This window comes from Lachnoclostridium sp. (assembly GCF_031997925.1).
Taxonomy (GTDB): Bacteria; Bacillota; Clostridia; order Lachnospirales; family Lachnospiraceae; genus Lachnoclostridium.
This window is the reverse complement of record NZ_DAMADT010000017.1, coordinates 66,864-92,939: the sequence shown is the minus strand read 5'-3', so window position 1 is coordinate 92,939 and position 26,076 is coordinate 66,864. Positions and strand designations below refer to the sequence as shown.

General features: G+C 36.6%; 20 protein-coding genes. 19 read left to right on the top strand and 1 reads right to left on the bottom strand.

The window, feature by feature from the left end; genetic code table 11:
* Window positions 1–117: 117 nt before the first annotated feature.
* The gene (locus RTP52_RS12175; protein ID WP_312371631.1) at window positions 118–1,266 is read right to left on the bottom strand and encodes an FAD:protein FMN transferase; all 1,149 of its coding nucleotides are present in this window, start codon (window positions 1,264–1,266) and stop codon (window positions 118–120) included.
* A 387-nt stretch (window positions 1,267–1,653) separates the two neighbouring features.
* On the opposite strand from RTP52_RS12175, the gene RTP52_RS12170 reads away from it, so the two are divergent.
* The 19 genes from RTP52_RS12170 (at window position 1,654) to ilvC (ending at window position 25,775) form a co-directional block, all read left to right on the top strand.
* The gene (locus RTP52_RS12170; protein WP_312371628.1) at window positions 1,654–3,723 is read left to right on the top strand and encodes an FMN-binding protein; all 2,070 of its coding nucleotides are present in this window, start codon (window positions 1,654–1,656) and stop codon (window positions 3,721–3,723) included.
* A gap of 159 nt (window positions 3,724–3,882) precedes the next feature.
* Window positions 3,883–5,538: a response regulator transcription factor gene (locus RTP52_RS12165; RefSeq protein WP_312371625.1), complete on the top strand. Its 1,656-nt coding sequence runs from the start codon at window positions 3,883–3,885 to the stop codon at window positions 5,536–5,538.
* The gene (locus RTP52_RS12160; protein ID WP_312371622.1) at window positions 5,525–7,414 is read left to right on the top strand and encodes a sensor histidine kinase; all 1,890 of its coding nucleotides are present in this window, start codon (window positions 5,525–5,527) and stop codon (window positions 7,412–7,414) included. The genes RTP52_RS12165 and RTP52_RS12160 overlap by 14 nt, the downstream gene beginning before the upstream one ends.
* Window positions 7,415–7,602: 188 nt before the next feature.
* The gene (locus tag RTP52_RS12155) at window positions 7,603–8,526 is read left to right on the top strand and encodes a carbohydrate ABC transporter permease (RefSeq protein ID WP_312105804.1); all 924 of its coding nucleotides are present in this window, start codon (window positions 7,603–7,605) and stop codon (window positions 8,524–8,526) included.
* 13 nt (window positions 8,527–8,539) lie between these two features.
* Window positions 8,540–9,373, top strand: a complete 834-nt coding sequence (locus RTP52_RS12150) for a carbohydrate ABC transporter permease (protein ID WP_312371619.1) — start codon at window positions 8,540–8,542, stop codon at window positions 9,371–9,373.
* Window positions 9,374–9,595: 222 nt separating this feature from the next.
* Window positions 9,596–11,770: a 1,3-beta-galactosyl-N-acetylhexosamine phosphorylase gene (gene gnpA, locus RTP52_RS12145; RefSeq protein WP_312371617.1), complete on the top strand. Its 2,175-nt coding sequence runs from the start codon at window positions 9,596–9,598 to the stop codon at window positions 11,768–11,770.
* Between the two features lie 129 nt (window positions 11,771–11,899).
* A complete protein-coding gene (locus tag RTP52_RS12140; protein WP_312371615.1) occupies window positions 11,900–13,075 on the top strand; it encodes a glycoside hydrolase family 88 protein in 1,176 nt (391 codons plus the stop codon).
* A 16-nt stretch (window positions 13,076–13,091) separates the two neighbouring features.
* Window positions 13,092–14,504 carry an alpha-L-fucosidase gene (locus RTP52_RS12135; RefSeq protein ID WP_312371613.1) on the top strand — a complete coding sequence of 471 codons (1,413 nt, stop codon included), beginning with the start codon at window positions 13,092–13,094 and terminating at the stop codon, window positions 14,502–14,504.
* Window positions 14,505–14,634: 130 nt separating this feature from the next.
* Window positions 14,635–16,041: an ABC transporter substrate-binding protein gene (locus tag RTP52_RS12130; protein WP_312105799.1), complete on the top strand. Its 1,407-nt coding sequence runs from the start codon at window positions 14,635–14,637 to the stop codon at window positions 16,039–16,041.
* Window positions 16,042–16,217: 176 nt separating this feature from the next.
* Window positions 16,218–17,207 (top strand): PHP domain-containing protein, encoded by a 990-nt coding sequence (locus tag RTP52_RS12125; RefSeq protein ID WP_312371611.1) that lies wholly within the window; start codon window positions 16,218–16,220, stop codon window positions 17,205–17,207.
* Window positions 17,208–17,219: 12 nt separating this feature from the next.
* Window positions 17,220–18,482 carry an MFS transporter gene (locus RTP52_RS12120; protein WP_312371609.1) on the top strand — a complete coding sequence of 421 codons (1,263 nt, stop codon included), beginning with the start codon at window positions 17,220–17,222 and terminating at the stop codon, window positions 18,480–18,482.
* A gap of 148 nt (window positions 18,483–18,630) precedes the next feature.
* Window positions 18,631–19,629 carry a PHP domain-containing protein gene (locus RTP52_RS12115; protein WP_312371607.1) on the top strand — a complete coding sequence of 333 codons (999 nt, stop codon included), beginning with the start codon at window positions 18,631–18,633 and terminating at the stop codon, window positions 19,627–19,629.
* A 67-nt stretch (window positions 19,630–19,696) separates the two neighbouring features.
* Entirely contained in the window at window positions 19,697–20,995 is a 1,299-nt protein-coding gene (locus RTP52_RS12110; protein WP_312371604.1) for an alpha-L-fucosidase, read from the top strand.
* A 35-nt stretch (window positions 20,996–21,030) separates the two neighbouring features.
* On the top strand, window positions 21,031–23,004 hold the full coding sequence (locus RTP52_RS12105; protein WP_312371603.1) for an alginate lyase family protein: 1,974 nt from the start codon (window positions 21,031–21,033) through the stop codon (window positions 23,002–23,004).
* A 193-nt stretch (window positions 23,005–23,197) separates the two neighbouring features.
* Entirely contained in the window at window positions 23,198–23,326 is a 129-nt protein-coding gene (locus RTP52_RS12100; protein WP_312371601.1) for a hypothetical protein, read from the top strand.
* 74 nt (window positions 23,327–23,400) lie between these two features.
* A complete protein-coding gene (locus RTP52_RS12095; protein WP_312371599.1) occupies window positions 23,401–23,718 on the top strand; it encodes a DUF6442 family protein in 318 nt (105 codons plus the stop codon).
* Window positions 23,719–23,723: 5 nt separating this feature from the next.
* Complete coding sequence (locus RTP52_RS12090) at window positions 23,724–23,933, top strand: helix-turn-helix transcriptional regulator (protein ID WP_312102083.1); 210 nt, start codon at window positions 23,724–23,726, stop codon at window positions 23,931–23,933.
* A gap of 251 nt (window positions 23,934–24,184) precedes the next feature.
* The gene (gene ilvN, locus RTP52_RS12085) at window positions 24,185–24,685 is read left to right on the top strand and encodes an acetolactate synthase small subunit (protein ID WP_012201029.1); all 501 of its coding nucleotides are present in this window, start codon (window positions 24,185–24,187) and stop codon (window positions 24,683–24,685) included.
* Window positions 24,686–24,764: 79 nt separating this feature from the next.
* A complete protein-coding gene (gene ilvC, locus RTP52_RS12080) occupies window positions 24,765–25,775 on the top strand; it encodes a ketol-acid reductoisomerase (protein WP_312102075.1) in 1,011 nt (336 codons plus the stop codon).
* The last annotated feature ends 301 nt before the right edge of the window (window positions 25,776–26,076 follow it).

Genomic DNA, 26,076 nt, shown 5'->3' with positions numbered 1-26,076 from the left:
AAACCGACCTCCCAATCGTTAGATTTTTGGTCTAACTTTTGGGGGTCGGTTCAAAAATTGGATACCGTTTAAGTCCCTTTTCATAATGTATCAAAGAAAGTAAAAATGTTATTCCTATTATTCTACAATCTTAATATTTTCTTTAAAACCTTTGGTGTAATGTAGCTCATAATCAGATGTTATGAATACAGCATAGGTATCAGGCATTGATTCAATCAATTTCATACCTTTCTCTAAACCTAGCGCAAAACAAGTGGTACTTAACGCATCACCATCCACAGATTCTTTAGAGATGATTGTTACCGAGGTAAGATCATTTTCGTAAGGATATCCAGTTGCTGGATTTAATATGTGATGATAATTCTTACCGTCTACGGTAAAGAAACGTTCATAGATACCGGATGACACAACAGATAGGTCACGAATTTCTACCACTGCAATTGTTTCGTTTCTATCTTTAAATGGCTTTTGAATTCCAACCTTAAAAGCAGAACCATCTGGCTTTTCACCAACACACAAAATGTTACCACCTAGATTAATAATAGCGCTATTGACACCTTTAGAAATTAAAAATTCTTTCATTTTATCAGCAATGTAACCTTTAGCGATGGCACCTAAATCAATCCCCATACCATCTTTCTCAAAAGTTATTGTATTGCCATCTAATGTTAAGTACTGATAGCCAATATGAGTTAACGCTTCCTTAATTTCATCCTGACTTGGAAGACGTTCCTCGCTTGAACCAAAATTCCAGAGACTTGTGAGTGGTTCCAGCGTTAAATCAAAAGCTCCATTAGAAAGTTGACTATAATGGATTCCTTTTGTTAAGAGCTCTTTGGTGTCATCGGAAACAGTATAACTATTATGAGCTTTTTCATTTAACTGATAGATTTCACTTTCTTTCTTTGTTCGACTTAACAGATTCTCATAATAATCGCATAACTGAAATGCTTCATCAATAATACTCTCATCCTGACTGTCATATAACGTTATGGACACGACGGTATTTAACTTGAAGGAACTCTTCGAGATTGGAGTAGTATCCTCGTTTAACTTAACGGTAGGAGTAGGTTCTGATGAATCTATAGAGGGTGATTTTTTGGAACAAGCAATGAAAGTTAACATTACGGTACTTAGTGTGATAAACGTTAAGCATCTGACTGTACGTCTTCCAAGGAAAGCTATCTTGTTTTGACTTGATTTATTATTTTGATCTGATTTATTTTTTTTTTGTTTTATTACCTTAATTGTATGGTATTTTCTCATAAAGAAACTCCTTAAAAATAGTAAATTTATTGTAAGGGATTGTTCTAAGAATGTCAAGGTTGACGATAATTTTCTATAGTATAATATTGATTTTTTTACGTTTTTTATAAAAAAGGGCTTAAAAAATGGAAAAACCAATCTATATATAGAAATAACTAGTGGCTTTATAGTCAAATCAAGGTATAAAACTAAGAAATATATATATAAATCTAAGAAATATAGTATTTACGCATTGACATTTATATGTTATTATATTAACAAGGTGATATTTTCTCATAATTTTGGAGAGTTATCATTCATGGCTCGGAAAATGCAGGAGGGGGGAACCCTTACGCAAACGTTGCTTTATACGATCATTAGAACATAATTTTGGTGGAGGATGTATCTATGAGAAATAATAAGAGATGGATTGCCGTTACGGCATTAGCAGGAATTACTGCTGCAGCGCTAATTACTGCTGTCGTTGTGAGAAATAATCTGAACAAGGAAGCGGAAGGAGCAATAGCTATTGTTCAACAAGGAACCGATATGGGTATTAAACAAGTTCAAGTATTAAAGGATAAAGCAGGAACTGTTACCGGTTATACAGTGAATGTAGAATCCAAAGGTTTCGGTGAGACTCCAATGGAGTTAGCAATTAGCTTTAACGCTGAAAAGGATACAATTACAGGTATTGAAGTGGTATCCCATACTGAGACTGATGGGTTTGGTGCAAAAATGACACAGCCTGAATTCTTAGACCAATTTAAGGGTGCTAAGCTACCAATATACATTCCAGGTGTTAGTTTAACATCTGCTTCTTCTAAAGTGAAAGAAGTTACAACTATGGCTACAACTTCTTCTACATTAAAAGATGGAAAATATGAAGTAAAAGCAAACGAAGCAAGCAATGGTTATACCAGCCAAGTATCAATGACAGTAGCTGGTGGATTAATCACTGAAGTAGTTTGGGATTGTGTTGATGCGAATGGAAATTTAAAGAGCGTTCAAGCAATAAATGGCGAATATGTGATGACAGAAAAAGGACCGAACTGGGCAGAGCAAGCTGAAAGTTTAGCTCAGTATGTTATTGAACATCAAGGATTAACAGGTCTAACAATAGATGAGAGTGGAAAAACTGACGTTGTAGCAAGTGTAAGTATTTCTATCAGCGATTTTGTAGCACAGGTGGAAGAGTGTTTAACACTCGCTTCAAGTGCACAGGTATTAAACGATGGAACATATGAAAAAGTAGCTACAGAGGCTCATAACGGCTATACAAGTAGTGTGAAATTGACTGTTTCCGGTGGCAAGATTACAGACGTAATTTGGGATTGCGCTGACGCTGATGGAAAATTAAAGAGTGTTCTATCTCAAAATGGCGAATATGTTATGACAGAAAAAGGCGCTACATGGTATGAGCAAGCTCAGGCTCTAGCTCAGTATGTTATTGAGAAACAAGGTACAACTGGTCTTACTCTTGATGAGAGTGGAAAGACAGATGTTGTAGCAAGTGTAAGTATTGACATTACGGAATTTGTAGATCAGGTAGAAGATTGTCTTCGTCAGGCATCTGCACAGCCTGTTGCATTAAATGATGGTACTTATGATATTGTAGCAGCTGAAGCATACAACGGATACACAAGCAAATTAAGCTTAACAGTAGCTGGTGGTAAGATTACGGATGTTGTTTGGGACTGTGAAGATGCAAATGGAAACTTAAAGAGTATCCAGTCACAAAACGGTGAGTATGTGATGACAGAAAAAGGTGCTACATGGAATGAGCAAGCTCAGGCCCTTGCACAGTATGTTATAGCAAATCAGGGAACAGCTGGTCTTACTCTTGATGAAAGTGGAAAGACGGATGTAGTTGCTACAGTAAGTATTTCTATCAATGAATTTGTAGATCAGGTAGAAGAAGCTCTTCGTCAGGCTGCTGGTGTGAAAGAAGAATTTAAATTAAATGATGGCATTTTCGAAATCGTAGCACCTGAAGCAAACAACGGTTACGTAAGTAAATTAACCTTAACAGTAGCTGGCGGTAAAGTTACAGATGTAGTTTGGGATTGTGAAGATGCGAATGGAAAATTAAAGAGTATCCTGTCACAAAACGGTGAGTATGTGATGACAGAAAAAGGTGCAACATGGTATGAGCAGGCTCAGTTACTTGCAAAATACGTTATTGAGCATCAAGGAACAGCTGGACTTACCTTAGATGAGAACGGAAAGACAGATGTTATTGCAACCGTAAGTATTGATATTTCGGAATTTGTAAACCAAGTAGAAGAAGCACTTCGTCAGTCTGCAGGTGAAGCGGAACCAGAACCAGAACAACCTGAAAAAGAAGAAGAAAAAGAACCAGAAGTAGTGGATGGTACTAAGGTAGATGGTATCTCTGGTGCTACGATAACTACAAAAGCAATCTTATCGGCAATTAACAATGCATATGATTATCTTGTTAATTATGTAAATGAGTAATTTATAAATTATAGGAATAGGAGCGTCACCAAACAGCTTAAATAGCTTTCTGGTGACGCTCTTTTGCTTCTATGGACCTATTTCATATTATGTAAAGTTTTAAAAGCTTGCGATAATAATATGGCTTGTTATATAATGAATTCAAGATGGAGGTAAGATATGTATAAGTTACTGGTGGTGGAAGATGAAAAATCAATTGCATATGGAATCGCAAACAGTATTCCTTGGGGGGAATGGGGATTTATGATTAGCGGTGTCTGCGGAAATGGTTTGGAGGCACTTGAACAAATAAAAAAGGACAAGCCTCATGTGATAATTTCAGACATTCGAATGCCAGAAATGGATGGAATTGAGTTGATGCAGCATTTAAACCAGCATTACCCCGAGATTAAAATCATTATCCTAAGTGGCTATAATGATTTTGAATATATGCAGATGTCCATTAAAAACCAGGTTTCGGAGTACTTATTAAAACCTACTGACCTTGATGAATTCGAAGTTATGTTTCGTAAAATGAAAGATAGACTTGATGAAGAAAATAGAAAGAAAATAGAGGAACTGGAGCTAAAACAAGCTTATGAGGAAAGTAAGAGCCTGAAGCTTAGAAAGAAGTTTAATGCTTTAATAAAGGGCTATGGCTATAACGAAGAAGAGATGGAAGAAGAATTCTTAAAGCAGGATAGAAACTGGGTTGGAGTTATTCTGATTAGTTTTGATGTCCCGAATTCGAAAGATAAAAATGCCTTCTATCAGGAACAAATTAAAATAGAGGAACTTTTAAATAAAAATGCTTCCAAAGAAAATATTACCGGAAAATTTATTTTGAATTATGAAGAAAAGATAACCGGAATTTTAAGTGCTGAGGAGGAGCCAGAGGAAGATGTCCTGCGCGGTTATGCAGGGAAGATGCTAGAATGGATCTTAGAAGAAGGTAATATCAGTGCATATGTAGGTATTAGTAATTTTTATATGGATTTTCAGATGCTTCCTCAGTGTTACGAACAGGCAAAATGTTGTGTTAGCCAGAAAATCTATAGTGAAGCCAAAAGCCTGATTATGTTCTATAAAGAAATGCAGGAAGCAGATTTTGATTATTATGCCATTTCCTTTGATGTGGAGAAGATTCTTAGGGAAGTTTTGGAACAGCAGGAAAATGAATTAGAAGATACACTGGAACAGATTTTCTCTGAATTTAGAGGAAAGGTAATACTTGACTATGATTGTATTAACCGTCTAAGTCTTGAGTTAATGTTTAATCTATCCCGTGAATTGTTGCGTTATGGTGTTCAGCTTGAGAAGGTTATGAAGAAGATGGATTACACATACACGTGCATATATTCGTTCAATAGTTTGGAGGGGAAAAAAGAGTTTCTATTAAAAATTCTACAGGAAGTTTCTAAAGAAAGTGCTCGTATGAAGGGTGAGTGGAAAAGCAGAAGTAGCCTTGCTAGTCAGATAAAGGAAATTGTGGATGCAGAATATGATTCCAATCAGATTTCACTGGAGTACGTTGGCACAAAGCTGTATAAGAATACGGCGTATATTTCTAAAATATTTAAAAATGAATTCGGATGTAATTTTAGTGATTATATTATATCAAAAAGATTGGAAAAAAGTCAGAAGCTTTTGGCTGATCCGGCACTTAAAATATATGAGATTTCTGAGGAAATGGGATGGGCTGATGTATCAAACTATATTAAGTTATTTAAGAAAAAATATGGTATGAGCCCAAAAGAATATCGTAATATCCTCCAAGCAGGAGGTATCCTCCTAAAAGGAGGTGGAAGCACTGCAAAACATCATGAAAGTAATTAAAATAAAAAAATTGAAAATGAAACGGAATTGGGGTCTAAAAGGCAAGATGCTATTTGGTATCTTGCAGGTCTTGATTCCGGTTATGATAGTTATTACTATATTATTCTGGAATACACAAAAGGTTATGAAACAGGAATATATGCGTACTACTCAAAGCAGAGTTACTGAAATTGCGAATAAAATAGATGCTAAACTTTCGGATATTTATAGTGTTTCTGATAATTTTGCGGCAAATAACCAGCTGGATAAATATATTGAAAAGAAATATTCACCGCAAGAGCAAATATATAAGAAACTGGATATTGTGAGTATTTACAGTAACATATTTTCAGCCTATGATATCTTAGATACGAGGGTAAGAATCAGTGCAATATACACCTATAAAGGGGAGCTATTTAATTTTCTGGATCCGAATAAAGATACGAATGAAGTTATAGAGAAATTACAGGAGATGAAGATTGAAGACCCTGACCTTTTAATGAAGTTTCGCTGGTTTCCGGTACAAGATAATTTTCTTTTGAGTGACTATCCGGAGGGGATTCGTGAGAAGAAGGCTGTTATGGGCGTCCGCAGGATATATTCATGGAAACAAGGTAAATATAAATATGTGCAGTTATTCGCCTTAAAAGAAAAAGACTTATACGAACAGTATGATAAACTTGCGGAATCTATTCCTGGAGATATCTATATTATTACAGGAGATGGAAGTTTGATTTCCTCTAGTAATGAAGAAGTTGTAAAAGCTGGAGTAATTCCAAAAGAAATTAAAGATATGATATTACATCGTACCAAAGACTCACAGGAGATTCGGGACGCTTCTGGAAGTAAATTAATAAATGTAAAAGTATCTGAAGTAAATGACTGGATGACAGTTATGATAATTCCTGTAAAAGCGGTTACCAGAGAGGTGGATGTGTTATTCTACAGGATTTTCGTCGTTATGCTGGCTTGCGTCGGACTTTGCGCTATCATGATATTACATTTATATAAGAGCTTTATGGATCCCATCGGTGAGCTTAATACTTCGATGAAAGAAGTGTATGGCGGTAATCTAAACGCTTATATTGATGTGAAGCAGAAAAATGAAATGGGTGATATGATACGCTATTACAATTCTATGCTAGAGCGGATTAATACCTATATTATAGAAGATCTAAAAGCAGAACGTAAGAAAAAAGAACTGGAACTTGAAGTGTTAATGAGCCAGATTAACCCTCATTTTCTATATAATACACTTGAAAATATTGTGTGGATATCCAATGATGCTGGCAGACCAGACATCGGTCGTATGGCTGCATCCCTTGGAAGAATGTATCGTCTGTCAATAAGCGGGGGACAGGTTATTGTCTTAATGGAGCATGAAATAGAGCATCTTATGGCCTTTGTAAAGATTCAAAAAAACCGTTATAAGGATGATTTTGAAATTGACCTCCGTACAGATATGCAGCAGATACATGAATTGTATTCTTTAAAAATATTACTACAACCTGTGGTAGAAAATTCTTTCCTCTACGGTATGACGGGATTAAAACACCCGATGTTAATCCGGTTAACCATTAAAGAGAAAGATGGTTGGGTTACCATAAAAGTGATGGATAACGGGCGTGGAATGGACAAAGAGAAATTAAAGGAAATAAGGAATCAAATCCGCTTTGGAAGGACAGAGAAGGCAGAACAAGAGAGAAATCGCCGTAGTACCGGTATCGGGCTCCACAGTGTAGAAATGAGAATAAAGCTGTACTTTGGAGTTGATCATGCGGTTTCTATATACAGTAAAAAAGATGTGGGAACTTTAACTGTCATACGGATTCCAAAGATAACCAGAGATGATGTTGATGAACATGGTAATCTTAAAGAAAATAAGCGAATAAAGTAAGAGCAGGAAAAGAAATTAGGCATAAAATTGTCTGATTTCTTTTCTTTTTTGTTCAAAATAACGAAATTAGCCAATGAATATAAAAAACGACATATGGGTTATACACAAAAGATACGGTAAAATAGAAGAAAGGAAAGCTCATATTGAATGACTCTTCCTAGCTAAAATAGAAAGTGAGAGACAGGCTTATGAAAATGAAAAAAGCATCAGCACCAAAAGGAAGGATAAAAAGTTCGAAAGAACAAAAGAAAGAAAATAGGTATGGATGGATGTTTATATCTCCATATTTAATATTTTTCACTATATTTACAGGTATTCCTTTTGTAATGGCAATTGTGATGTCGTTTTTAAACGTGAAATATATCACCAGACTTGACAACCTGAAATTTGTAGGGTTCCAGAATTTCATTAAAATATTCAAGAATAAAGAAATTATGGCGTCACTTCTTAGAACCTTTCAATACTCGCTGGTTTATGTACCGTTAATTATGGTAGTGGGATTTTTATTGGCATTTATTTTGAACAAAGGTGTATTTCTGAAAAATACAACCCGCTCTCTAGTATTTATGCCGTATGTATCCAACATGGTAGCAGTAGCAGTCATTTTCAAGGTTTTACTGGGAAATAACAGTCCAATTATTGTAGCTTTAAGAAATATGGGGTTCAATCCTCCGCTACTTTTACAAGATTTAAAGTTGGCTCTTCCTACCGTAGCGGTAATCTCCGTATGGAAGGGTGTGGGACTAAACATGGTGGTTTATCTTGGTGCACTGCAGGAAGTACCTGCTGAACTGGTAGAGGCAGCACAGATAGACGGAGCATCAAAATGGCAGAGAATCAAAAAGGTCATTATACCAATGATTTCACCAACGACATTCTTCTTGGCAATTAGCTCAATTATTGGTTCTTTCCAAAACTTTACCTGTATTCAGGCACTTACCGAAGGCGGTCCGGGACAAGCAACTACAGTTATGTCTGTAAATATTGTCCGTACGGCATTTACGAAATTTGAAACCAGTCAGGCAAGTGCAATGGCTCTTATTATGTTTGTGATCGTTATGATTGTAACTCTTATTCAATGGCGTGGACAGAAAAAATGGGTGAATTATTAAGGAGGAACAGTCAATGCAGAAAAAAAATAAAGTTTCAAAATTAGTATTAACGATTTTCATTTTACTTATCGGATTAATAGCCAACTTTCCATTTATATTCATGATTTCTTCTTCTTTTAAAGTTAGTGGAGAAGTTATGAAATTCCCATGGAAATTGATATCAGATAATCCAACTTTAATGAACTTTAAAGCATTATTTACAAATGGGATCTACAACTTTCAGAAATGGTATTTAAATACTATTGTTATGACAGGTCTTACGATTTTAATTAAAATTTTCTTTGTTAGCTTTACAGCATACGGCTTTGCAAAGATAAAATTTAAGGGCAAAGATATTATATTCCTTATCTTATTGTCAGCTATGATGATACCAAGCGATATTATGATTATACCAAGATACATGATATTCAAGAATTTGCATATTCTTGACACTATGTGGGCGTTGATTTTACCAAGTTGTGTGGATGTATATTTTGTGTTTTTGCTACGTCAGTCATTTATTTCAATTCCGGATTCCATTAGTGAAGCGGCAAAAATTGATGGATGTGACCATTTCCGTATTTACTGGAGAATTATTTTCCCATTAGCAAAACCAGCGATTGCAACCATGGCGCTGTTCTCTTTCACATGGTCTTGGAATGATTACATGGGCCCGTATCTGTACATATCCACTATGGATAAACAGATGTTATCAGTTGGAGTTAAATTATTCTCATCGGGTATGATTCAGGATTATGGTACTCAGATGGCTGCAGCAACCGTTGTACTTTTACCAATTCTGATTGCATTCCTATTCTGCCAGAAGTTCTTCATCGAAGGTGTCACTTCTTCCGCGGTGAAAGGATGATGCTTGAAGGTTAAGGCAATAACAATAAAGCTTCCGGTCTCTAACAGGGATTGTAATAAATTTATTATGCAATCTGCTTCAGTATTCCGGAGGCTATTTTTTTCATAATTAAAATTTTCGGAGAAGGGGTTCTCATAAAATAAAGTTTTACAAATTATTATATTTAGAGTTAAAGAGTATAAAATCATATAAAATAATCAGGTTAAAGAAAGGAAAGATACGATGAGTGAAAAATTAACAGGAAGAGTTACGGTTCCTACTGATGTGGATATGATACAGGAGACCAAGGATATTGCGAAAAGATGGGGAGCTGACGCTCTACGTGATTGCGATGGAACAGATATGCCTGATGAACTAAAAAAAATGCCTGTAAAGATTTATTCCACCTATTATACAACAAGAAAGGATAATGCGTGGGCAAACGCTAATCCGGATGAAGTTCAACAGGTATATTTAATGACTGAATTTTACACAGCAATGTCACAGGGAGAACTTCGTATTCCTCTGATGAAGCATTTATATAAAGAGCAATTAAAGCCAAACACGATTCATGATATTAAGCGCTGGTGGGAAGTGGTAGACCGTACTACAGGAGAGCCATTAGCTCCTAATGCTTGGGAATACGATGAGAAGAATCAAGAGGTAATTATTCTAAACTCAGTGCATTTTCATGATTATACGGTAAGTTTCCTTGCATTTATCATCTGGGATCCAGTACATATGTATAATTTTATTACAAATGACTGGCAGGATGTAGAACATCAGATAACTTATGATGTACGTCAACCTAAAACGAAACAATATGTAATTGAAAAGCTAAAACGTTGGATGAAGGAAAATCCGGACAGTGATGTAGTACGTTTTACAACGTTTTTCCATCAGTTCACTTTGGTATTTAATGAATTTGCTAAGGAGAAGTTCGTAGACTGGTTTGGTTATAGTGCCAGTGTCAGCCCATATATTTTAGAACAATTTGAGAAAGAGGTTGGTTATAAGTTCCGTCCGGAATATATTATTGACCAGGGATACCATAACAATACGAACCGTGTACCTTCTAAAGAATTCAGAGATTTTCATGAGTTCCAGCAAAGAGAAGTAGCTAAGCTTATGAAAGTTCTCGTGGACATCTGCCATGATAGCGACAAGGAAGCCATGATGTTCTTAGGGGATCATTGGATTGGAACGGAACCATTCGGCGAATATTTTAAACATGTGGGACTCGATGCAGTAGTAGGAAGTGTAGGAAACGGAACAACACTTCGCTTAATTTCTGATATTCCTGGAGTAAAATATACAGAAGGACGTTTTCTTCCTTACTTCTTCCCAGATGTATTCCATGAAGGTGGCGATCCTATTAAAGAGGCAAAGGTAAATTGGGTAACTGCAAGACGTGCTATCTTAAGAAAACCAGTGGATCGAATAGGATACGGCGGTTATTTAAAGATTGCATTGGATTTCCCTGATTTTATCCAATATATTGAAGAAGTGTGTGATGAATTCCGTCTTCTTTATGATAATATGGGAGGACAAAGTCCATACAGCCATTTTAAAGTAGGAGTTTTAAATTCCTGGGGCAAGGTACGTTCTTGGGGAACTCATATGGTGGCTCACGCGATTGATTATAAGCAGACTTACTCCTATGCCGGTGTGCTTGAAGCTTTAAGTGGTATGCCTTTTGACGTGGAATTTATAAGTTTTGAAGATGTGATTAAGAATCCGGATATCTTAAAAGAATGCAAGGTAGTAATTAACGTAGGTGATGCTTATACCGCACCTAGCGGCGGTGCTTATTGGACAAATGAGAAGGTTAGCAGCGCAGTAAAGGCTTTCGTAGCTGAGGGTGGCGGATTTATTGGAGTTGGTGAACCATCTGCATGTGAACATCAGGGTAGATATTTTACCTTGGCAAATGTACTGGGTGTAAATAAAGAAATTGGATTCTCCATGTCAACAGATAAATACAATTGGGAGGAGCACAGCCACTTTATTACTGAGGAATTGAGCGAGAATATTAATTTCGGTGAAGGCATGAAGAATATCTATGCTCTTAATGGAGCAGAAATATTACGCAAGAATGGACAAGATGTTCAGATGGCTATAAACCAATTTGGTGATGGAAGAAGTGTTTATATAAGTGGAATTCCTTATTCCTTTGAAAACTCCAGAATGCTTTACCGTGCTATATTCTGGGCTGCAGGTATGGAGCAGGAGATGAAGAAATGGTATAGCAGTAACTATAATGTAGAAGTAAATTATTATCCTGCAACTAAGAAATATTGTATTGTCAATAATACTTATGAACCTCAGGAAACCTTGATATATGATGGAATGGGCAGAGAATACAGTATGAAATTAAAGGCAAATGACATTCTGTGGTTTACTTTTTCAGAAGAATAGGATACCTTACTAAAGGTGTAAGTGTGAAAAGAAGTTCTAAGGCATGAAAATACCGTGCATAATAACTTCTAAATCTCACACTGCATCTACAAGGATTTTGGGACGTAAGGAAAGGAGCCCCTTATCATTATGCAGACAATGGAAACACTTAAAAACTATGAGGTAATCACAATAGAGGAAGCGCGTGACGCGCTAGATCATGCGATTGCTCAGGTTAAACTTAATATTCCAGAATTTTACGATAGTTTTCCTGCGGCGAACAGCACCAATCAGATCTATCCTGCTACAGAAAATGATGACTGGACCAATGGATTTTGGACCGGTCAGCTGTGGCTAGCATATGAACAGACAAAGGAGGGGGCTTTTAAGGAAGCTGCCCTTCACCAGGTGCCAAGCTTTCAGGAACGCTTAATAAAAAGAATTGTAGTAGATCATCACGATATGGGATTTTTGTATACCCCTTCCTGTGTTGCGGCCTATAAACTAACAGGGGATAAGCTAGCAAGAGAAACTGCTCTAATGGCAGCAGATAATTTGATGGGACGGTTTCAGGAAAAGGGAGAATTCTTTCAGGCGTGGGGGAAATTAGGTGAACCTAAGGAATATAGGTTAATTATTGATTGTCTTTTAAATATGCCATTGTTATTTTGGGCGTCAGAGGAAACAAAGGATTCAAAATACCGCGAAACTGCACTTCGCCATATTAAAACTAGCATGAACTATGTAGTCCGTGAAGATTCCTCTACATACCATACCTATTATTTTGACCCAGAAACAGGGGCTCCGGTACGTGGAGTTACAGCACAGGGATATAGAGATGGTTCTATATGGGCAAGAGGTCAGTCATGGGGAATCTATGGTTCAGCAATTGCTTATAAATATTGTCCGGATCCAATGTATATTGAAAGTTTTCGAAAGATTACAGCATGTTTTGTAGAGCATTTACCTAATGATTTGGTACCTTACTGGGATTTTGATTTTACAGATGGCAGTACGGAGTCAAGAGATTCTTCTTCTGCGGCTATAGCTGCTTGTGGAATGCTTGAAATGGCAAAATATCTAGAACCAGAGGAAGCAAAGAGTTATACTAAGCTGGCAAAACGTTTATTAAAGGCGGTGACAAAGTACTGTTTATATCGCTCCAGTGAAGATACGAACGGAATATTACTTCATTCCACTTATGCAAAAAGTTCTCCTTATAACTCAGTAAAGGATAGCGGTGTTGATGAGTGTACATTGTGGGGAGATTACTTTTACATGGAAGCACTTGTACGCCTGACTACACAGTGGGAAGTTTATTGGTAGAAAAGGGGCTAGCAAAATGAAACAATTAGATGAAAGACTTATAAAAATTGTTCCGTCTAACAGGCAGATTAGGATGCAAAAGACAGAATTCTATGCATTCTTTCATTTTACGGTAAATACCTTTACCGGGGAAGAATGGGGACACGGAACAGAATCACCGGAAATATTTAATCCCACTCTAATGGATGCCAATCAATGGGTACAAGCGATAAAGGCTGCGGGGATGAAAGGAGCAATCCTTACCTGTAAGCACCATGACGGGTTTTGTCTATGGCCTAGTAAATATACAAAACATTCTGTCAAATATAGCCCTTACCAGAACGGAGAAGCAGATATTGTAAAAGAAGTAGCAGATGCTTGTAGGGAAGCTGGTCTGAAATTTGGTATCTACCTCTCACCTTGGGACCGTAATCAGGAAACCTATGGACAAGGAAAAGCATATGATGACTATTTTATAGCACAGCTTACTGAGCTTCTTACCGGATATGGAGATATTTTTAGCGTGTGGTTTGACGGAGCCTGCGGAGAAGGCCCAAATGGTAAAAAACAAGCTTATGATTGGCAGCGCTATTATGATACCATAAGAAAATATATGCCAGAGGCTTGTATTACCATAAGCGGTCCTGATGTTCGCTGGTGTGGCAATGAGGCTGGTGATACGCGTGACAGTGAATGGAGTGTTGTACCAGCAGACTTATCTGTAGCAGAACGTGTGGCAGCCTTAAGTCAGCATGCGGATGATCCTTCTTTTCGGCAGAGAGTAATAAGCAGTATGGAGCAGGATTTAGGAAGTAGAGAGCGTTTAGCACAGGAACAGAACTTGATTTGGTATCCGGCAGAGGTGGATGTGTCCATAAGACCGGGCTGGTTTTATCATCCTGAAGAGGATGATAAGGTTCGTTCTCTTGAAAATCTTCTAAGTATCTACGAAAAATCTGTAGGTGGTAATACAACACTGCTTTTAAATATTCCACCTACACCAAATGGGCTGATCCATGAGACTGACGTATCAAGGCTACAGGAGCTTGGTGAGGAAATAGAAAAAAGATATGGTAAAAACCTGACAGAAAAAGCTGCAATTCTGGTAATAGAAGAAAATGAATGGAATGCAGTAGATTGTGTACAAAAGGATGACTATGAAACTTACTATCAAGGAATAGGTCCACAGGCTGAGTTTAAGATTTCTTTTCCTGTTCCACAAAAGATTTCAGCAGTTATTTTAAAAGAGAACATATTAAAGAGTCAGAGAATTGAAGTCTTTGAGATTTTGACTATGATAAATGGGAATCTTATCAACATATATAAGGGAACTACTGTTGGTTATAAGAAAATTGCCCGTTTTCCTCAGATAGAATCGGATGTACTGATTATACGAATTTTAGATTCCAGGATCGAACCTACTCTTTCTTTTATTGGTATATATGAATAAAAAAAGATGGTTTTTCTTTTAAAATATCGACAGAATGATAAGAATAACACATAAATTCAAAATACAACCTATATAAACTAGATAAAAGGTTAGCTATAATAGGGTTATAAACAAAAGGAGGGTAACAAACATGAGATTAAAAACAGCATTAAAACGTGGCTTTGCGTTAAGCTTGGCTACAGTAATGGTTTTAAGTACTGCCGGATGCGGAAAATCCGATAATACAAAAGGCAACTCAAATGGTAATACACCAACAGGTACTGAAGGTACCGAATCTTCCCAAAAGCCAAACAGTGATAAACCATTTGATGGTGTGACTGTAAAGTGGGCGTTAACAGATAACGCTGCAACTGGTTCTGAAACAAAAGAGATGGTTGAATTAATCAAAGAAAAAACCGGTATAAACGTAGAATTTTATATCACTCCTACATCAAAAGCAGGAGAAATGGACAAGGTTCTTGTAAGCTTAATGGCTGGAGAAGCTATCGATATCATCGGTAGAACTCCACTTCAGTTAGAAGAGTTCTACAAAGCTGCTGTATTAGAGTCAATTGATGATCTTGCAAAAGCAGATAACTACGATATGTCAGCTATCTATGGTGACAAAATTGTAAAATTTGATGATAATAAATCTTACGCAATGCCTGCAGAAAAGGATATTTGGTTAACTTATTATAATAAGAAAATCTTTGATGATGCTAATATTCCATATCCAACAGCAGAAGGTTGGACTTGGGAAAAATATGTTGAGACAGCAAAAAAACTTAACAATCCTGAGAAAAATATCTGGGGTTCCTTTATGAGTGATGACGTTGCATGTAACTATATGCTAGCTACACAAAAGGGTGTTTCTGCATATAAAGCAGATGGTACAGCTAATTTTGATGATCCTGCATACGCTGATGCTGCAAAATGGTTCTTTGGTTTAGGAAATGATCTTAAGATTCAACCAAGCTGCATCGATTTAGCTTCCGGAACATATCCATATAACTCCTTCATGGTAAATGGAAATATCGGTATGTATGTATATGGTGGATGGGTAGCAAGTGCATTATCCGATAAAACAAAATACCCAAGAGATTGGGAATTAGGAATCCTTCCAATGCCTTATCCAGAAGGTTCTGATGCTTCTTCTTTAACAATTACAAGTTGTTATGCTATTCCAAAGACATCTAAGAATAAAGAAGCTGCATTTGAAGCGATTAAAACAATTTGTGAATATAAATATACTTTAGGTTATGGACGTGTTCCAGCTAAGATTCTTACAGAAGATGAGGCAAAAACATATATTGAGTCCAGCTTACTTCCAAGATTTAAAGATGACAATTTAACAGTAGATGATTTTATGAAGGGTTGGTTTGATAACAGCAGATTATACCTAAGTGAAAAGATTATGGGTACTGCGGATACAACAATCGGTCAGATTTACACTGAAGAAGGCCAATTATATGGACAGGGACAAAAGTCACTGGAAGATACCATGAAATCTATTCAGGACAGAGCAAATGAAGCGATTAAAGAGGCAAGTGAGAAATAATAAGGTATTTCTCATCACTATGAAAAGTGAAATTTAATCTAGACTGAGATAAGAAAGCGCTGCCAGAGCATTTGGCAGCGCTTTCTTTAGGATACTGACATAGTATATAATTAGGAAGTAGCGAGGCGGATTCCGAGTATCCGCTTTGACTTATAAGAAAAGCAGGTGAAGAAAAAATGAAGGAACGAATTTATTTACTTCCCAAAGAAGGGAATTTTTATAAAGCAAATATGCATTGCCATACAACAATTTCAGACGGAAAGCTGACACCGGAGCAGGTAAAAGAAGAATATCAAAAGAATGGATACCAGATTGTGGCATTTACAGATCACAAAAAATATTGTCCTCATCCTGAATTAAATTCACAGGATTTTCTTTCACTAGCTGGTGTAGAAACAGATATTAATGAAATACGTCCAGGCAAGGAAAGAATTAGAACCAGAATGTTTCATATTAATTTCTACGATACCAATCCTGATGAAATGCCAGAGGAGAAAGCAAAATATTGTGCAGCAGATTATTGGAATTATGATTTTTCTTATGTGAATGCATATATAAAGAAAATGAAAAAACTTGGATTCTTAGCAAGTTATAATCATCCTTATTGGTCTATGCAAAATTATGATGAATATGCGAAACTTGATGGACTTTTTGCTATGGAGATCTATAATCATGGTTGTGAACTTGATGGGTTGTATGGCTACAATCCACAAGCCTACGATGAAATGTTAAGAAGCGGGAAGAAAATCTTTTGTCTAGCCACTGATGACAATCATAATGAATATCCTATTGGTCATCCGTTGTGCGATTCCTTTGGAGGATTTACCATGATTAAGGCCAAGGAGCTTACTTATCCAGCCGTAATGAATGCGCTGGAAAAAGGAGATTTCTACAGTTCCATGGGTCCTGTAATAAATTCACTGTATATAGAAGGCAATGAATTGGTAGTAGAGACAAGTCCGGTTCAAAAGATTTATGTAAAGATGGAAGGAAAGAATTGTTATATGAAGGTAGCTCCTCCGGGAGAAAGAATAAAAGCGGCAAGATTTACACTGACCGGAAGGGAAGGCTTTATACGTGTAGCTTGCCGCACTGAAAAAGGAAATTTTGCTAATTCGAATGCATACTTCTTAGAAGATCTACCGGTAGAATTTACAACAGAGTAGGAGAACTTTAACTTGGATAATATTATACAGAAAAAAAAGATTCAATCAAAAAAAATGCAATCCATGTTATTCTGGTTATGCTGGATCGTTTATTTTTCCACTTATCTAGGGAGACTTAATTATTCAGCCAGTTTAACAGAGATCATTAGAGCAGAAGGATTTGATAAAGGGGCAGCGGGATTAATAGGAACTGCATTCTTTTTTTCCTATGGATTTGGACAGCTGATCAGTGGAATCCTGGGAGATAATCTAAAGCCTCATAAGATGATTTTAGTAGGGGTATTAGGATCCGGAATCTGTAATGTGGCAATGGGACTATCCACTAGCATCTGGCAGATGGTAGCAGCATGGTGTATGAATGGTTTGCTTCAATCCTTGATTTGGTCTCCGATTATTAAAATATTTTCTGACTGGATTCCAAAAAACCGTCAAAAAACATTCTGTATTAACATTAACAGTAGTGTTCCTATCGGTACTTTTGCAACATATGGGATAACTGCATTTGTAGTGTGGAAATTCCACTGGAGAACGATGTTTTTCTTCTCTTCTCTGTGTCTGGCAGCCATTGGGGCAATTTGGTTTATTGGAAGCCGTAAAATAGAAAAAGATATAGAAAAGAATGGCGTATTAGAGGATGTCGTATCTGTTTCAAACAATATAAAACAACAAAATTCCTCTATGGGAAAATTGATTTTAGCTTCCGGTATGGTATTTCTATGTTTTGGACTGATGTTTCAAGGAATTTTAAAGGATGGAGTAACCACCTGGATTCCTACTTATATTCGGGAAGAGTTCCATATGGAATCCGTAGTTTCCATTATAAGTACAACAATTATACCAATTTTTAATTTAAGCGGTGTGTATCTAGCATCCTTTGTAAATAAGAAAATTTTTAGAAATGAAATTACTACTTCCGCTTCCTTTTTTGCAATATGTGCAGTAATGCTTTTCATACTTAGACTTTATTCTGGCGGATCAGTTATCATTGTATTGATTTTATTTGGTGTGGCAACAACTGCAATGATGGCAGTGAATACGATGTTAGTCAGTATGGTACCTATATATTTTGCACCATATGGAAAATCTTCTACTGCTTCTGGAATTCTAAACTCCTCAGCTTATGTAGGTGGAGCAGTATCTACATACGGAATTGGAGTTCTGTCTGAATTAATTGGATGGGATAAAACGATTTTTGTTTGGGCTATCATAGCTGTTGCAGGAATGTTGGTGTGCATGGTTGGAAAAACATACTGGAGAAAATTCACACAAAATTGAAATTAAGCAAACAGTTGTAAATTGACAATGAAATGCCACGTAGTGGCAATGAGGTTATGAGCAAGTAGCGTAAGCGGAAAAGCTTGCCTGTAGACAAGTGCGAATATCCGCTTTGACGAGGCGCTAAAGCGCTAGAATCGAGGATAATATGAATATTAGAGTTTATTTATTGCCTGAGACAGGAAATTTTTATAAGGCTAACCTTCACAGCCATACAGTTGTATCAGATGGAAAATTAAAGCCAAAAGAGTCCAAGGAGATATACAAAAAACATGGGTATCAGGTTATGGCATTTACCGATCATAGAATATACAAAAACCATGAAGAATTAAATGATGAAGAATTCCTAGCTCTTGCAGCGCTAGAAGTAGATATGAATGAAGTAAGTTCAGAGAGACTGAGTCCGAAAGATAAGACCTATCATATTAACTTATATGATACAAAACCTGAGTATGAAAGAGAAAGAAAAGAAAAGGGGATTTGCCCGGAACGACGCTATAGAGATTTTGATTATATTAATCAGTATCTGGAAGAGATGAAAGAATTAGGATTTATAGCATGTTACAACCACCCTTACTGGTCATTACAAAATTATGATGATTATAAAGGACTAAAAGGGCTATTTGCTATGGAAATCTACAATCATGGTTGTGAGCATGATGGATTATACGGTTATAACCCACAGTCCTATGATGAGATGCTTCGCTTAGGTAACAGATTATGGTGTTTGGCAACAGATGACAATCATAACGGATATCCTTTTGATAACCCACTATGTGATTCCTTTGGTGGATTTACTATGATAAAAGCAGAAGAACTTACTTATTCCGCCATAGTTGATTCCATGATGAAAGGTCATTTCTACAGTTCCATGGGACCGGAGATAAAAGAACTTTATATTGAAGGAAATGAACTGGTAGTGAAAACCGGGCCTGTTCAAAAGATCTATGTAATGATGGATGCTACCAGATGTTATCGTAAAGTTGCCATGCCGGGAGAAACTCTTACAGAAGCAAGATTTACTCTAGATGGGAACGAAAATTATATCCGCGTAGAATGTAAAGATGAGAATGGGCTCTATGCCAATAGCAATGCATACTTTCTTTCTGATATTGGATTTGAAGAACCTGAAACAGCAGAAAACTAAAGTTCATCATATTTAGACAAGATAACGTAATTATGCGAAAATGAATAGATCAAAGGAGATTATACGAATGAATAGAGAAAAAACAGATTGGTTTTGTGACGCTCGATTTGGTATGTTTATTCATTGGGGGCTTTATGCAATTCCCGGTCAGGGAGAATGGTATAGGAGCTTCGATAGAGTAAATTCGAAAGATTACGAAAAATATTTCAATGAGTTTGATCCTCAGGAATTCAATCCAAGGCAATGGGCACAACTTGCCAAAGAAGCAGGTATGAAATATATTGTTCTAACAGCAAAACATCATGATGGTTTTTGCTTGTTTGACAGTCAGTATACAGATTATAAATCTACCAATACAAAAGCAGGAAAAGACTTGATCAAAGAATATGTAGAAGCGGTTCGTGAAGCAGGATTAAAAGTAGGAATTTATTATTCTCTTGTAGACTGGCATCACCCAGATTATCCAAAATATAATGATATGTTCCATCCGATGCGTGAGAATGATAGTTATAAAGAAGATAAGTATGACTGGGATAATTACTTAAATTACATGCACGGACAGATCGAGGAGCTTTGCAGTAATTATGGAAAGCTGGATTTGTTATGGTTTGATTTCTCTTATGGGGAAATGAAGGGTGAAAAATGGAAAGCAACCGAACTTATGGAGATGGTAAGAAGATTACAGCCAGAGGTATTAGTGAATGACCGATTAGAAGGCGGTGGTAGTAGTCATGGTTCTATTATGGAAGGGAAACCAAGTGCTATCTCTGGAGATTTTGCAAGTCCGGAACAATGTATGCCAACGAGTGAGCTTCATAATAAAATCGGTGAGCGTGTTGTATGGGAATTATGTACTACCATAAACGATTCATGGGGCTATGTATCAAGTGATAAAAATTATAAATCAGCAGTATTTTTAATTCATAAATTGGTGGAATGCGTATCAAAAAGTGGTAATCTGATTCTAAATGTGGGACCGGATGCACATGGAAGAATTCCAAAAGAACAGGCAGAGGTCTTAAAACAGATCGGTGAATGGATGAAAATGAATGGAGAAAGCATCTATGGCTGTGAAGGATCGAAGTTGCCGAGACCAGAATGGGGACGTTATACGCAGAAAGAAAATATTTTATATGCACATATTATGGAAGCACCAATTGGACCAATCCCAATTACAGGAGTTGCAAAAGAGCAGATTGAGAGTATAAGGGTTTTATGGGACGGAAGTGTTGCAAAGGATGCATCTACGGCACTTGGACCAAGAAAGAATCCGGATACCCAATTCATTACTTTGGGTGTTAATGGGAATTTTACATATCCACTTCCCGTTGAAGCAGATACCGTATTAAAGGTTGTATTAAAATAAAGTACACAATGGTAAGGGGATATGAAGGAGCCAATATGAAAAGAGAGAAATTACAAAGATTCTGGTGTGGTAAAGATATAGAAAAAGCCGCAGAATTATTTAAAGAGAACTTTAAGTTAGGTGAGAAAGAGCTAAGGGAACAGGCTGATTTAGTATGTGAGAATACCTTTGTATTTAGAGAACACTGGGAAATGGAGAGAACAAACGAACCAGTTACTTTTAACAGCAATGTGGAATGGGACTTCATTCCTTTTGGTGATCCGGAATGGACGTTTGCTTTAAACCGTCATACTTGTTTTGTAAATCTAGCAAAGGCATGGAACTGTACGAAAAATGATAAATATGCCGAGAAATTCATGGAGTTGGCAAGAGACTGGATGGAACGGGTACCACTTACTGAGGGAAGTAAGCAAAATACCTGGAGAAGTATTGAAGCAGGAATACGGTGTGAAAATTGGCTAAAGAGTATGATGCTTTTTGCAGATTGCAGTAAGATACCGGAAAGCTTCTGGGATGAATTTGAAAAAGTACTTTTCTTACATGGAGAATATCTTATGTCTGTAAACGGAGTCTTCCACAGGTTAAGTAACTGGGGAATTCTACAAAATCATGGACTTTTGCTTGTAGGTATATATTTTGAAAAGAATGATTGGGTAAAAGAAGCGGTACAAAGATTAGAAGAGGAACTGAATTTACAGATCTTTGAAGACGGTACACAGTGGGAACAAAGCCCAATGTACCATGGAGAAGTATTACATTGCAGTATAGACAGTATAGAACATATGAAACGCTTTGGAATTCAGATACCAGAGCAAATGAGTAAAAAAGTAGAGAAAATGTTATATGCACTAGCCATGTGGTGTAAGCCAAACGGGAACATTCCTTGCCAGTCTGACAGTGATGATATCGATGCCGGAGATTTATTGGCACATGGAGCATGTTTTTATAATGACGGTAGATTAAAGTTTTTATCAGACTCTAGATTTAGGGAAGAAAATATATGGAATCTTGGGATAGAGGACTATTTGTTCTATGAGAAGTTAGAAGCCTTAACACCAAAAGAAACCTCCTATGCCTTAGCGGATAGTGGAAATTATATGTTAAGAAGCGGATATGACAAGAATGCAGATTATCTAAGATTCCATTGTGGATGTATGGGAAGTGGACATGGGCATGGAGACTTATTGCATATTGATTTATTTTCCCATGGGGAAGATATATTAATTGATACAGGTCGTTATACTTATGTAGATTCAAAAATAAGAAGAGATTTTAAGAGTCCTTCTGCCCACAATACCATTTGTGTTGATGAAGAAGAATTTTCTATCTGTGCGAACAGTTGGGGCTATGAAAAGATGGCTCTACCGATAAAGGGAGAATACCGTTTTACTGAAACTGCAGATTTTGTATCCGGTGCACATTTAGGTTATATAGAGAAAGGAATCTTTATATCCAGAAAAGTAGTTTATATTAAGCCAGGCATCTATGTAATAATGGATGAATGCTATGGTAAGGGTACACATAGATATGCTCAGAATTGGCATTTCTCTGGTGATGGAAAGATGATTCCTGAAGAGAATAAAGTAACCTTTGAGGGAGAAAAGGTTAATGCAAAATGCTTTTTCCTTCATGGACAAACCACACTGTCTAAAAAAGAATGGTCAGCAGAATATAACAGCTTAAAACCTTGTAATCATGTTTTAGTTTCTATGGAGGAAACAGGAAGTACCTCAATGATTACAGTGATTTCTACTCAGGAGAAGGGCAATAATCAAGATGTTTTAGTAGAGCAAATTCCTGTTTCACTAGAAAAGAGCGGGAAAACCTTAACTGACGAGATGGCAGAAGCGGTTAGAATCAAAATAAATGAAGAAGAATATGTTGTTATATTCTGTCATGAGGAAATTATTAGCGAAGTGGATTTAATATCCGCAGGTGGTTATAGTTCTTATGGAAAAGTGTTGTTATTCTCTGATATAAATCCTAAAGGTATTTGCCTACAGTATTAAATATGTGAAATCGAGTGTACAAGCACTTAAAGTACTAGCTTAAAAAACTCCTTTAAGGAGTTTTTTTTGTTTTGTAAAATTATATATTTTTCAGTATATATCCCACATAATTATTATATTAACTATATTATCCTGCCAACTATCAATATTTAGTTGGTAGTTTTTTTGCTGAAAATAGAACGGAGGTAAGAGCATGTTAGAGAAAATTATAAAGGGATTAAAAGAAACAGGCTACAAAGTGGATTATTACGGATTGTATGAGGGGGAAACGGTAGTCACACTGGATGATGCAGTAAATTTAGCTCACATCATTGACAAGTAAACTTGGTAGTGATATATTGATTTTAACAAGTAAACTTGTCAAAACAACATCAATACATTGAAAGGAATTTAGTTATGAAAAAAGAAGACATTTTAGAAAAAAGCAGACAGTCTCATAAAGACGAGGGATTGGAGTTTGCCGAAAATCAGGGGCGCAAAATTGGGTTTTTGGCATTCGTGCTCTTATTTGTGTTTCTTGCGATATTCAACTTGTTTTTTGGTGAAACCGGTACATACCATGCGATATCTTCACTGTTTTGGGTATTCATGGCCGCTGAAGCATATGGAAAGTACCGTTTTGTAAGGAGTAAAGCGTATCTTGTCACAGCGATTGCCGGAAGCATTGCATCAATTCTCTCCGTAGTCAACTATATATTGACCACATTGAGGTAGTGGCTATGGAAGAAAAACTTATACTAAAAAACAGATTAAAAGTAGCTCGAGCAGAAAAAAGTTTGTCTCAAAGTGACTTAGCGGGAATGGTTGGTGTATCACGTAATACAATAAGTTCTATTGAGATTGGCCAATTTAATCCAACTGCTAAACTTGCGCTAATCCTTTGTATTGCACTGGATAAAAAATTTGAAGAACTTTTCTATTTTGAATAAGATTATGTAAAAATTAGCTACCATCACGGTAAGATTACCGTAATGGTACAAGAAAGCTAACCAATGAGCACTGTGTAAATCTATTATTCGAACTGGGTACTAAGATATAACTAAATGTTATAATATGACTGAAAAATATACTAAAACTATAGTACTTTAGCTTGACAAAGCGATTTACTGTTGCTACAATAATTAGTAAATTTAAAATTTGGAAAGCGGGTAAGACTGCGAATCCGGAAGTGGAGTATCTTATGAGAAAGATGGTTTTATCTATTTTGGTAGAAAACACTGCAGGTGTACTTAGCCGTGTGTCTGGGCTCTTTAGTAGAAGAGGGTATAATATTGATAGTCTAACCGTTGGTGAAACTGAGAATCCTGCATTTTCTAGGATGACAGTCGTTGTAAACGGGGAAGAACAAATCTTAGAGCAGATTAGAAATCAACTTCAAAAGCTTGAGGATATTGTAGAGATAAAAGAACTACATAGTGAAGAGTCCGTTTGCCGTGAACTCATTTTAGTAAAAGTTCAAGCAGGAGAATCAGAACGCAAAGATGTTATTGCGGTAGCAGATATTTTCCGAGCTAAGATTGTTGATGTAGCCAAAGAATCTCTAATGATTGAATTAACGGGAAATCAGGCAAAGATTGATGCATTTATTAATCTATTAGATGGATTTAAGATTTTAGAAATCGTAAGAACAGGAATTACAGGATTGCCTAGAGGTTCCGGTGATATCGCTGATTACGTATAATTAAGTATGCTACTTGTTTAGTTAGAGTACTTTACAGGTTGAACATAGAAAAAAGTAATTTTATTAGGAGGATAAAAGAATGGCAAAGATTTATTACCAACAGGATTGTAACCTTTCTCTACTTGAGGGAAAAACAGTAGCTGTCATTGGTTACGGCAGCCAAGGACATGCGCATGCACTTAACATGAAGGAATCTGGTGTTCATGTAGTGATTGGCTTATATGAAGGAAGTAAGTCATGGGCTAAAGCGGAAGCAGCAGGCTTTGAAGTATATACAGCAGCAGAGGCAGCAAAGAAGGCTGATGTAATTATGATTCTTATCAATGATGAGAAGCAAGCTAAGATGTATAAAGAGTCTATTGAGCCAAACTTAGAAGCAGGAAATGCACTTATGTTTGCTCATGGTTTTGCAATTCATTTTGGTCAAATCATTCCTCCTAAAGATGTCGATGTTTTAATGATTGCACCAAAGGGTCCTGGTCATACCGTAAGAAGTCAGTATCAGGAAGGTCAGGGTGTACCTTGCTTAATCGCTGTTCATCAGGATGCAACAGGTAAGGCACATGATTTAGGTCTTGCATATGCACTTGCAATCGGTGGAGCTAGAGCAGGTGTTCTTGAGACAACATTCCGTGAAGAAACTGAAACAGACCTTTTTGGTGAGCAGGCAGTTCTTTGTGGTGGTGTTACAGCATTAATGAAGTGTGGATTTGAAGTACTTGTTGAAGCTGGATATGAGCCAGAGAGTGCTTATTTTGAATGTATCCATGAGATGAAGTTAATTGTTGACTTAATCAATGAGAGTGGATTTGCAGGGATGAGATATTCGATCTCTAATACTGCGGAGTACGGTGATTACATAACCGGACCAAAGATTATCACAGAGGATACAAAGAATGCAATGCGTCAGGTTCTAAAAGATATTCAGGAAGGTGTATTTGCACGTAACTGGCTACTTGAGAACCAAGTTGGTTGTCCAAACTTCAATGCAAAGAGAAGAATGGAATCGGAACATCAGCTTGAGAAAGTTGGTGCTGAGTTAAGAAGCTTAATGAGCTGGACTCAGAAGAAAAAGTTAATTGATAACTAATTTAAATGTTTGATTATCTCAAATAAACCCAAATATAATTTAGCCACATCAGGGAAGTCCTCCGTTTTATTGAACGGGGGACTTCCTTGTTTTAAATACCACGTTTAGGCAAGACAATGAGGTAGAGCTGGTAGTGTAAGCGGAATTTCCTATTCTAGGTAGAGGATATTTTATCGTATTGAATAAAGCAGTATTTTCTGAGGGAAAACACATTGCGAGTTCAGGAATATCGTGGTATTCTATGTTAGCGGTATAGGTTTTATGGAAATCTAGATTCAGTGAACATATATGTCAAGAAATA